Annotated in this window: 6 protein-coding genes; 2 read left to right on the forward strand and 4 right to left on the reverse strand. The window is 61.1% G+C overall.

All coding sequences use genetic code 11. From position 1 onward, the window contains the following. The first annotated feature begins 186 nt into the window (after positions 1–186). On the forward strand, positions 187–480 hold the full coding sequence (locus VGG64_26005) for a hypothetical protein (protein ID HEY1603085.1): 294 nt from the start codon (positions 187–189) through the stop codon (positions 478–480). Between the two features lie 114 nt (positions 481–594). Next, entirely contained in the window at positions 595–3,501 is a 2,907-nt protein-coding gene (locus VGG64_26010) for a M10 family metallopeptidase C-terminal domain-containing protein (GenBank protein ID HEY1603086.1), read from the forward strand. A 67-nt stretch (positions 3,502–3,568) separates the two neighbouring features. Here the strand turns inward: VGG64_26010 and VGG64_26015 are convergent, their stop codons facing one another. The 4 genes from VGG64_26015 to VGG64_26030 form a co-directional block, all read right to left on the reverse strand. Beyond that, on the reverse strand, positions 3,569–6,412 hold the full coding sequence (locus VGG64_26015; GenBank protein HEY1603087.1) for a pitrilysin family protein: 2,844 nt from the start codon (positions 6,410–6,412) through the stop codon (positions 3,569–3,571). 359 nt (positions 6,413–6,771) lie between these two features. Continuing rightward, the gene (locus VGG64_26020; protein ID HEY1603088.1) at positions 6,772–9,129 is read right to left on the reverse strand and encodes a redoxin domain-containing protein; all 2,358 of its coding nucleotides are present in this window, start codon (positions 9,127–9,129) and stop codon (positions 6,772–6,774) included. Positions 9,130–9,505: 376 nt separating this feature from the next. Continuing rightward, positions 9,506–10,882 carry a POT family MFS transporter gene (locus VGG64_26025; GenBank protein ID HEY1603089.1) on the reverse strand — a complete coding sequence of 459 codons (1,377 nt, stop codon included), beginning with the start codon at positions 10,880–10,882 and terminating at the stop codon, positions 9,506–9,508. Positions 10,883–11,018: 136 nt separating this feature from the next. Next, a complete protein-coding gene (locus tag VGG64_26030; GenBank protein ID HEY1603090.1) occupies positions 11,019–11,726 on the reverse strand; it encodes an RNA pseudouridine synthase in 708 nt (235 codons plus the stop codon). Between the last annotated feature and the right edge of the window lie 169 nt (positions 11,727–11,895).

Consider the following 11,895-nt stretch of genomic DNA (forward strand, 5'->3'; position numbering starts at 1 on the left):
AAATCAAAACGTTGACCTTCGCCCGCTCACGTTTCGTCACACGTCGATCGACGTATATCGGGTTGAGATGGGGTGCGGCGCACCCGGCGAATCCGCGCGAGTGAGCAGGTATTGCGTCGTGCACGTGCTTCTTCTTGCCAGATGTTCCGCTTTCCTCAGTCGTGTTCTCGCCGTGAGCGATCCGACGTGGTCTCGCAGCGGTTGATCATCAACACCGTAGATGCGATTGCCCGCCAGCGCGCGCCGCGCGGGTTGCGCATGGTGATCGAACGATCCTTAAGAATGCGCAAGGGGCAGGGAATTTCCTTGCCAACGCGCGGCGCGTTCTGCTATAAGTTCGCCTGTTCGCTATCTGGTCAGCCAGGCACGGGTGTACCTGGGGACGTGCAGGCAAGAAAAAAACCTGTACGCGTCGTGGGGCAGTTCCTCACCTGGCCGATCGAGTTGGGCAGTTCTCAAGCTAGGCAGGGCTTCTATTGAGGGGCAGCTACTACAGGGGCATCTTTCCGTCGTACCGCGCTCCCCAGCGCTGTATTCAGCATAAATCTCGTCAGCGCGTTCGCTGATCGGTCACGTTCTGGGAGGAACACGCAGATGTTCTGGTTTCGCTTTGCGCGCCCGCGTCGCTCTAGCACAACCCTCAAACGCCGCCGGCTGAATTTCGAGCCGCTGGAAGACCGGCGATTGCTTAGCGTTAACGTTACGAATTCGGGCGGTGCCTACACAATTGCCAGTAACAGTAGCGCTGACGACGTGCGGGTGGTGGCGCCCGGTATCGGCGATGTGAACTACGACGGCACCGTCAATGGCGTCGATGTCAGTGTGTGGTCCTCGCACTATTTATCCTCGGGCCCCGTCGGTGACGCCAACTACGACGGCACCGTGAATGGTCTCGATAACACCACGATTGCCGGTCACTGGTTGCAATTGTCGCAGATCCAGATTTACGATGGCGCCACGCTCAACGACACCGTCCCACTTTTGGATATCACGTCGCTCGCGATCAACGCCGCTGGCGGCACGATCGAGATCGACGGCAATTTCTCCCGCCCCGTCACCGTCGACGGCGGCAGCAATGCCACGCTCGATATCAACGGCAACCCGAACCGGGGCGACACGGTGAGCATGACCGACTCCTCGATCACGCTCTTCGACAGTACGACCACGGTCAGTTACTCGAACATCGAGAACATCAATTTCGCCTTGGGAGGAACAAGCGGTTCGGACTTGCTGACGATCAATGGCACGTCGGGCGATGACTCGATGCAAGCCCAGAGTGACGGCAGCACGATCGTCTTCAACGGACTTAACGTCAACGTAGCCAGCGTCGAAGGACTGACGCTCAATGGCAACGACGGCGACGACACGATCGACATGTTCTACTTGAATTCGGCCATCGCGCTTACGATCAATGGCGGCGCCGGAGACGATCTGCTGGCCGGCGGCGCCGGCAACGACGCCATCAACGGCGGTACGGGCAACAACACGCTCATCGGCTGGGGAGGCAACGACACGCTCAACGGTGGTAACGGCAATGCCACGTTCCTGTACATGCCCGGCCCGGCCAGCCTGGGGACCGACACGCTCAGCATCGATTCGGGAGGTGTCGGCACGCTCGACTTCGAATATCTCACCGACGGCGTGACCGTGAACATCGGTTCCACGTCGACCCAGAGCGTGGTGTCGGGCCTGCTGAGCTTGAACCTGGGCACCTCGACGACGATCGCCAATGTGATCGGCGGCGCCGGCAACGACACGATCACGGGGAACAGTCTGAGCAATGTGCTGGACGGCCGCGACGGCGACGACACAATCACGGCCGGCACCGGCAACGCGGTCATGTACGGCGGGGCCGGCGACGACACGCTCACCGGCGGTTCCGGCAATGACCTGCTGTACGGCGGCGCCGGGGACGATACGCTGGCCGGAGGCGGCGGCAACGACACTTACCTGTTCCCCTGGTCGCCGGGTGACGCCCCGCTGGGGACCGATACGATTACCGAAGCCTCATCGGCCGGCACCGACAAGCTCGACTTCTCGAACTTTTTCCCAGCCACATACAGCGCGCCAAGCTTGTCGAGCACAAGCACGCAAACCGTGGGCACCGATTCCAGCAGCAACCCGCTGTTGAAGATCAACCTGGTGAACGCTTCGACGATCGAAAGCACGACCGATTCCCCGATTTCGCAACCGGCGGTAAGTACCCTGGCGGTGAACCCTCTGTCCACGCCCGGCGAAGTAACGCTGACGGCCGTTTACACCGGCGCGACCGTTGATCCTGACACCCACAGTTTCGTCGGAGAGGTCGACTTCTACCTCGACACGAACCACGACGGAGTTCTCGAAACCGGAACCGACACCTTGCTCGGCACAGATACCGACGGCGATGACGGCTGGAGCATCAACGTACCAACATCTCAAGTCCCCACCGGCACTAACGGATTTATAGCCGTCGCCGTCGGGGGCGGCGGACCGCCAGTTCCTCCGCGTGTCGTCGAAGCGACTATTTCCGGAGGAATTCCAAACAACGACAGCGAACTTGGAGGAGGCGGGGGTAGCAGCGGTGGCAGCGGTGCCGGCGGCAGCGCGATTGGAATACCGACGCTTGTTCGCAGCGCAGGCGACGCTGATGTCTACGCCGACTTCCCATCCGAGTTAGATGCGCCAAATTATGCATATGCCGATGGCGGGGGTAACTATGACGACGGCGGACAGGAGCAGGATATACTAGCGAACGATGTCCTGAGCCACGCGCGATACAATGTAGTAGCAACGCCTGGGTATTTTTCCGCGCAAGCCTCCGGTGCTGCCGGAGAAGGGGACGCGCGCGGCATTTCCTCCTTCAATTCGGCAGTGACGGGCCAGGCGGCACAACCCGGTATCGGTGCCTCTGGAATAACAAGTTTCAACTCCGTCGCCGACGCGAACGCGTCCCCCACCGGCGGTCCGGGAGGGTGGATCGAACATTCAGGGTCCCTTTACAGCGCCGATCCAACCGATCCAGGTACGGTCGCGCCGCACGTTTGGACCGTTTCCGGTAACGGGGCTGCGGTGAACGGGGACAGCATTTCCGAGGTTACACTTGCGGGACAATTTACTTTCAACGACGGAGAATCGGAAAATGGCGCCGTTGTCCCTACGGGCACTGCCGACGCAAAACTTGGGATGGCTTTTACAGTCGCAACAAGCGATGGTGAAAACCTACTAAACTTTAACGGCGGTGGAGAGACTTACGACGGCACTCGCAACGGCGGCGTCGCAGCGCAAGTTGTGACGAACGGCACGTCCAAGTATTATGCGTCCGCTGGTAACGACGGGTCCATGACTGTTAGCTTCGTGTGGACAGTTCCCGTCGGCACAACAATCAGCGTAAAGTACGATGAGGGTCTGCACACTTTGCTGGATACCGGAGCAAGCCCAACGTACCCGGCGACGCAAGATGCAATGGTCTCTCAAGTCCTTTACGATTTTGACATGCGGATCGTTTCCTGGTCGTCGTAGCGTCTAAACTGCCGTTGTTGCGTTCGATTCAATCGAACAAGTGATCTGCCGAAGGATCGAATCCATGTCACTCCGTCGCCTCAACAACCGTGACCGGGGCGATTTTTTCCAGGCCTTCTTTTAGCTTCTCGGCGCTGCCAACGACGACTACTACCATTCGCTCCGGGTGGACCACTCCGTCGATCAGCTTGACGCAGTCGGGCTCGCTGGCCGTGGCTACGGTGCGCAGCTCCTGCTCGAAGTAGGTGGGGGGCAGTTTGTTGGTTTCCAACAGCCACAGCTCGCCGGCCATCTGGAAGGGGGTTTCGCGGTCCATCGGAAAGTTGCCCACCAGGTAGGCCTTGGTCTTGCGCAGCTCGTCGGCCGTGGGGGGCTCGCTCTTCAAGCGGCGGATCTCGTCAAATACGGCCGCCAGGGCATCGGCTGTCGATTCGGTCTTGCTGAACGTGGTGACCGTGAAATCTCCGGCGAACCGCTGGGCGTGGAAGCCGCCGTTGGCGCCGTAGGTCAGCCCGCGCTTGACGCGGATGGTCTCGTTCAGCCGGCTGGAAAACGCGCCGCCGAAATAACCGTCGATCACGCGGCTGGCCGCATAGCGCGGATCGTGCCGCGTGATGCCGAGCTGGCCGACCTGGATCTGGCTTTGTGTCAACGCGTCGCGGTCGACCAGAAAGATGCGCGTGGCGCTGGCCGCCGGGGGCTCTGCCACCTTAACGTCGGGCTTCTCTCCCTCGGCGTTCCAGTCGCCGAAGATCTTCTTGGCCAGGGACAGCCCACGCGCGTCGTCGATATCTCCGGCCAGGATCAGCACGGCCATATCGGGGCGGGCGAACTTATTCCACCAGGCCGGCAGATCATCGAGCTTCAGTGCTTCGACGTTCGAAACCTCGCCCGTGGCGGTGCGGGCGTAGGGATGTTCTCCGTACAATTTGCGGCGCAGCTCGCGGCGGGCGACATAAGCCGGCTCGCGCGAAGAAACTTTCAGACTGGTCAGCGTCTGGTCGCGGTTGTTGTCGAACTCGTCGGCCGGGAATGTCGGCTCGCGCACCGCTTCACCGAGCAGCCCTAGGGTCCGTTCCAGCTCTTCGGTCAGACAGCTGGCAGAGACTCGTGCCGAGTCCATGCTGGCGGTGCCCGCCAGGTTGATGGCGTAGGTGCCCAGTTCGTCGGCCAGTTGTTCTTCGTTGTGCTGCTTGGTTCCCTTGGTGAGCATGTCGAGCGTCATCGAGGCGGTGCCGGGCTTTTCGTCGGTCCAACCGCCGGCCAGCAGGCCCAACGTGGCGCTGACAAACGGCACTTCGTGGTTCGGAACGATCATCACCTTCAGGCCGTTATCGAGCGTGTGCGTGCTGTACACCAGCGGCGGCGGCGCGACATCGAGCGGAGCCGCTAGCGGTGGCGCCGGGAAATATCCTTGCGGCCGCGTTACGCCAGGCCGGCCCGGGCGCGGGGACTGATCCTCGGGCGTGGCTGTGATGGGGGCGTCTTCTTCGGCGTTTTTCTTGGCCGTTGCGCGGGCGCTGGCTGGGATTTTTACGTTGATCTGTCGCTCGGGGATCAAGTACGTGCGGGCCACGCGCTGCAGATCCTCGACCGTGACGCGGCGGATATCGTTCAGCGCGTCATTGGCGCGGGCCGGGTTTCCTTCGAGTACCGCGGCAGCCCCCAGGGCCGAGGCCTTTCCTTCGACGGTCAGCGTCTGCATCACCTCGGCGCGCAGCGATTGATTACGAGCCTTCAACAGCTCGTGCTCGCTGATCGGGCCGGTGCGCAGCTTTTCGATCTGCTCTTCCAGCGCCTGCATAGCGGCCTCGGGCTTGGCGCCGAACGGAGGGATGATGGCGCCGGCAAAAAACAGCCCTTCCTGCTCGAGCGCTTGCGAAATATCGATCGCCTGCACGGCTACTTTCTTTTCCGCCACCAGCGAGCGATACAGCCGGCTGCTGTCGTCGCCGACCAGAACCTTGGTCAGCAGGGCCAACGGCACGTGGTCCGGGTGCGAAATGGGTACGGTGCGAAACAGCACGCCGACGATCGGCGCGGGGGCATTGTCTTCGGTGATCGTCACGGTGCGCCCGGCGGCGGGCCAGGGTTCTTCGATAGCGACTCGCGGTAGATCATGCCCGCGCGGGATCCAGCTGAAATGCCGTTTGGCCAGCTGTTGCGCCTCGGCATGCTTGACCGCCCCGGCGACGATCAGCGTGGCGTTGTTGGGCACATAGTAGCGCATCCAGAAATCGCGCAGCTCCTGCACAGCCGCGGAACGCAAATGCGGAATCTTGCCGATCGGCGTCCAGCGATAAGGATGCTGCTGAAAAACCTCGGCCATGACTTTTTCCATGACCGTGCCGAACGGGCTGTTGAGTCCCATGCGGCGTTCTTCTTCGACCACCTTGCGCTCTGTGTCGAACGAGTTCTGATCGATTTTCAGAGCCGACATGCGATCGGCCTCGAGCCACAGCGCCAGCTCCAACTGATGGGCGGCCAACGTCTCGTGATAGACTGTTTGATCGAAAGACGTATAGGCGTTGCAATCGCCGCCGGCCTGGCGCACCAGGTCCATGTGGTCGGTCGGACCGAGCCGCTCGGTACCGCGGAACATCATGTGCTCGAACATGTGCGCAAAGCCCTGCCGCTCGGGATTCTCGTCCTTCGAGCCGACGTGATACCAGACTTGCACATTGACGATCGGGCAGGAAAAGTCTTCCAGCGTGATGACCTTCAGGCCGTTGTCGAGAGTGATCTCGCGATAGTCGAACAGCTTGCCTTCGCTGGCTGGCGCCTTCTCAGCCGGCGCTGCCTCGGCAGGCTTGGCCGCGGGGGCTGCGGCGCGTGCCGGACCGCTGTGCGTCAGCACAGTCAGCGCGAAAAGGGTCATCAACAGAGAGAATCTCTGGGGTGCGTATCGCATCATGGTTTCCAGGTGTGTGATCGGTGAACGGCACCACTCACAATCGAGAGCGAGCGGTCGGTAAATTGTCAGTCAGCAGGCGCGACCCGCAAATTCATTGGCATGTCTGGGATCGCGCGGCTTAATTTGCACAGTCGCGTTGCGCCGTAGTCTAGCGGGCCTGGCGCTGAGACTCAAAGGCCGATGTGCTGTAAACCGGTGAAGTGGAAGGCCAGATAGTCGAGTTCTTGCCCCGCGCGCCGTGGGCAGCGTCGCGCAACAAAAACCGGGTGTCCCGTGCAGCTTTGCGCGGGCACCCGGTTCTATTACGTCACGACGGTTGTCGAGGATCGCCCTTTGCAGAGCGGTAGAGCGTCGACTTATTCGGCGGCGGCCTGCTGCCCGGCCTGCGGCTTGGGCGCCGCCATGGCCTGCGATAATGCCGACAGCAGTTGCACCGCCGGCTGCGGGAAGGCAGCCGGGTCGGTGCTCCAGAAGTTGATCGTGGCACGCTTGCCCGAGAGCGTTACCGGCACGTGCAAGCTGGACTTGGCCCCACGTGCGGCCATCTTCTCGAAGAGCGCACCTTTGACTTTCGACAGGTCGGTGATGGCCACCGGCTTGTCCCCTTGGGCGTAATCTGCCAAGGGCTCGCCGGCGACGTCGACCGTGGGGAGCACGCTGCGGATGGTGTCAGGCGGCGGGGCTGCCTTACCGTCTTGTTCGCGGAGTTGGCCTTGGAACGGTCCAAACTTTTGCACCAGCTTGCCGTCGTCGATCGCCGTCATGCACACCCGGTCGACCTGTGGCACAGTGACCGGCAAGATAAAGCCGAAGCGTCCGAACCATTGGGCGTCTGTCAACGCCATGTGCGTGGCGGCCTTCAGGTTGTCGTCAGGATCGCCTCCCGTGGCTTTCATGACGATCAAGAACTGCTCGACGCGCGACGGCTCGCGTACGTTCTCTTGCTGGCCCAGCGGCTTCGTCAGATCTTGATGCGGATCGGCAACCTCGAAGAAGCCAATCATCATCTCTTCGAAGGTCTGGTCACCGAAACCGACTGTGGCCTTCGAGTCCGGATTGTTCAGGTTGTGGTCCGAATTGTCGAACTCGGCCACGCAGTCCATGCGGGTGCCGGTGGGCAGCAGCTTTGGCTCGGCCAAGCGGTAATTGGTCTGCCAGCCGAAATCGTATTGCGGCACCGAGAGGATCGTTTCGTTCTTGCCATCCGGATAAGTCACGTCGTAGCGAAACGCCTTGCCGCGCAGGTGCATGTGCGGCATCAGCGTCAGCAGCGTCGTGTCTTTCTTGAAGATGTAGCGCGACTTGACTCCAAAATCATCGGCGCCGGGTGGAATCTGAAACACGAAGTTCACGGCGCTCGTGACCACGACTTCTTGCTTCACAGTCTTGGGGTCGGCAAACTTGATACCCAGATAGCTGCGGTCCTGCTGCGTCGTACCATTGGGCGTATAGTGCATTTGGAAGACGAGCTTTGATCCGGCAGCCACCTTGCGCGCCATACCGGTTGGCAGCGGCTCGGGCCGCAACCCGGGGGCGAAAGCCGCCACAAAGTCGTTGCCCGTGCCAAGGCCGCCCGGGCCTCGCCCATCGGGCGCGATCGCGAAGATCAGGATGTGATGCACGATCGCCGGGTTGCCCGGCCGCGGCTCAATGGCGCTGATCCATTTATCCTCGGTCCAGCCCGGATCGACTGAGAACATTTGATATTCAACAACGCCGGTAGCCGGCGCATCGTAGGGCTTGTCGGCCATGTAGACGACTTCATCCGGCTCGGGGATCATCCAGCCGTCGGCAAACTTCGGCGGCTTGGACAGGTCTTTGGGATTGCCTTCGGGCGCGCCGGCGGCGACCCAGCGTGCGATCGTCGCCTTGTCGCTGTCGCTCAACCGCGCATCGTTCTTGAAATGGCCGAAATGCGGATCGGCATGCCATGGGGGCATGCGTCCAGTGCCAACCACTTCTTCGATCATGCTGGCCCAACCGGCGGCGTCTTCGTAACTGGTGAGCGTAAAGGGAGCGATCTGTCCCTGACGATGGCAGAAGACGCAGTTGTCGTTGAGGATCCGCGCCACCTGGTTCGAATAGGTGACGTCGCTGTGGGCCGCGGGCTTGCGATCGCGGCCGATCAAGCAGCCGCTGACCTCGGTCGTGGGCCGGCTGACCGTTTTGCCAGCCAGCACTTCGTCGAGCGCCGTGGCCAGGTCGCGACGCGTCGGTTCTTTGCGTTGATAGCCGGCGTCCTTCACCAGTCCGTATTGATCGTCAATCCGGCCGCGGTAGCGCACTATGCGCGAGGCATCCAGCACCACGATTTCGGGCGTGCGCGTGGCGCCGACCTGATCGGCCACCACCTGGTTCAGATCCTTGAGGATCGGGAACTCCAGGCCGTGTTGGCGGGCATAGGCCGCTATCTCGGTCGCCGCGTCCTGACGATTGGAGTCAATGCCCACGAACACGACGCCCCGCGACTGATAGTCGTTGGCCAGTTGGGCCAAGCGCGGCGCGTAGAGCTTGGCGAGCGGACATTCGGTGCCCAGGAACGCCAGCACGACCACCTTGCCGTTGGCGGCCTTGTCTAGTTCGAACGGCTGCCCGTGATAATCCTTGAGCGTGAACGACGCGACCTTGGTGGGGGCCGCATTTGGGGGTGCGGCAGTCGCGATCGACGGTAGCGCCAGCACGACCAATGCCAGCGAATGCCATGAGTGTCGCATGGAGTACCTCACGTCCTTCTAAAGAGACTAAAGGAATCGGAGGGCCGAACGCCGCGCCAGAAATCCCAGGACAACCGCCCAGGAAGTCGGCCTCCGCACGAATCGTAAACCAACCAGGCTTGGAGAACCATTGCAGCCGCGACCCCGGCCGGCAGGCCGTCGGGGTCGCACTTAGTGCCAGGATTCTGCCCGCAAGACACGCTTGAGTCCCACTAGGCTCGGGTCTCAAGTCTCAATTCGCCGGATCGATGAGAATATTGGGAGTGGGGATGCTGGCTTTCACCGGAGAATCCCCGCGGGCGGCATTCCGGCCCGATACTCTCGACGAAACCGCCATCGCTCAACGTCGAAGGTCGTCGTGCCGGTGCGGACTAGGTTACGCCGCCGCCGGCTCGTCGTCACGGGGATGCGTTTTTGGGAAGGTCAGTGAGACCAGCGCAAAGCCCGTGGCGGCCACGATCATTAATCCCACAAAGAACCAGTAGTAGCTGGCGCCGGGGAGCTTGCTCGTGCCGTCCGTTTTCTGAATAACCGTGTTGACGGCGGCCGTGACGACGTTGCCCAACGAGTTCGACAACAGCCAAATCGCCATCACCACCGACTTCATGTTCTTGGGGGCCACGGTGTAAGAGAATTCCAAGCCGGTGATCGAGACCATCACCTCGGCCGACGTGAGCACCACGTAGGCCAGCCCTTGCCAATAAATAGTCGGTGTTTCGCCGCGCTCGATCATCGTTTGGATCCACGCCGAGATGACGAATGCCAGGGCGGTAAGAAACAGGCCAATGGCGATCTTGCGTATCGGCGTCAAACGGAACACCCGATTCACTGCCGGATAGATGGCGTAAGAAAAGATCGGAATGAAGATCAATATCAGAATCGGGTTCAGCGTGTGTACCTGTTCAGAATGCCATTCGGTGCCAAAGGCATGCCGGTCCATCTTGTCGGCCTGCAAAATCCACTTTGTGCTGCTTTGATCGTATAGGGACCAAAAAATGGCCACGAATAGCGTGACAATCACGGGCGTGCGCAATGCACGCAAGCCTGCCGGCGTGATAGCCTCGCGAACAAAGTCCAGGCCGCCCGGCGGGGCATGCACGAACTTCTTTCGACCCATCCAGAAAATCAGAGTTGCCAATCCCATCAAAATGCCTGGCAAGCCGAAGGCGACGTGCGGTCCATGCTTATGCAGCAGCCAAGGTATAAGGATCGTCGAAAACGATGAGCCAAAGTTGATCGAGAAATAAAACCACGAATAGACGCGCTCCATCATGTGCGCGTTCCGCGGGCCAAACTGATCGCCCACGTTGGCCGACACGCACGGCTTAATCCCACCCGAGCCCAGGGCAATCAATCCCAATCCGACGGCCAACGCGACGCGTGGCGACAAGCCTAAGGCATTACCGGGCGCGGTTCCGCCGATGGAGAGTACCAGGTGCCCCAGGCAGTAGATAAGCGAGACCCAAAAGATCGTGCGGTATTTGCCCAGCAATCCGTCGGACAGTAATGCTCCGAGCATCGGGCAGAAATAGACGGCTGAATAGAACCAGGACGTATTGGCCGTGGCCTGATCCTCGGTCATGAGGTCCAAGCTGCCCGAGGCGTCCAGTAGGAACTTCGTCATGTACACGACCAGGATGGACCGCATGCCGTAGTAGCTGAATCGCTCCGCCATCTCGTTGCCGATGATGTACGGGACGCCGCTGGGCATCCGCTCGGTATCTTCCGGCACAGTGCGATATTGGGTCGACATCCTGGAACGTCCTAGTTGAATTCTGAGTCGCGGGATTGAGCGAAAAGGTTAAACAATTGTGGAGGGTCATGCGTTGCGAATCGGTCTGCAAACAGGCCGATTCCCAAACCTGAGCAGATCATGGCAGGCGGGCTAATCAGTCGTCAATCGGCAAATCGAGCATGCTCCATTCGGCTGCCAGTGGTGCGGTGATCGAGACCATCTCCTGGTTCATCGGATGACGAAACGTCAGGCTGCGGCCGTGCAATGCAATCGCTCGCAGCCGCTCGTCTTCGTGTACAGGGCCAAACAGTCGGTCCGAACCGTAGAGTGTATCCCCTAATACGGCATGTCCTCGCGCGCTTGTTTGGATGCGAATCTGATGCGTGCGGCCGGTCTCGAGCTCGATCGCCAACCACGTGCCCCACGGGCGAGTCGCCAGCACGCGATAGTGCAGCACGGCTTCGCGCCCTTCGGGGTGATCGGCGGCCACCAACTCGGCGCGTGGCTCGCCCGGCACCTTGCGCACGTAGTCGGTCCAGGTGCCCGAGGCCGGAGTGACGTCGCCGGCGACGCAGGCCCAGTAAATCTTTTTTATTAAGCGCCCTTCGAATTGTTCGCTCAAGCGTCGCGCGGCCCGGGCGTGCCGCGCAAATACCATCGCGCCCGACACCGGCCGATCCATGCGATGGGGCACGCCGAGATAGACGTTGCCTGGTTTCTGATCGCGCGATTTGATCCAGGACTTGATGCGCGCTTCGAGGCTGTCGATGCCGGGGGGCGCTTGCGTCAGCAGGCCGGCCGGCTTGCGGACCACAAGGACCGGTCCCAGTTCGTATAGAAGCTGCACCTGCGCGTCGATCATCGGGCCCAGTGTAGCAGGGGCTCTTTGACTGGTCAGGGAGTCATGACGGACAGAACCAGCAAGACTAGCCCCGTGTGGTGACAACTGTCGCGAGCGGTGCCGCCCCCCCTTTGGCCAGGGGGCGATTGGCGGATTACAATTATCTGGTAAGCCAAGCGGCGCTTCGGCC

The organism is Pirellulales bacterium (genome assembly GCA_036490175.1).
GTDB lineage: Bacteria > Planctomycetota > Planctomycetia > Pirellulales > JACPPG01 > JACPPG01.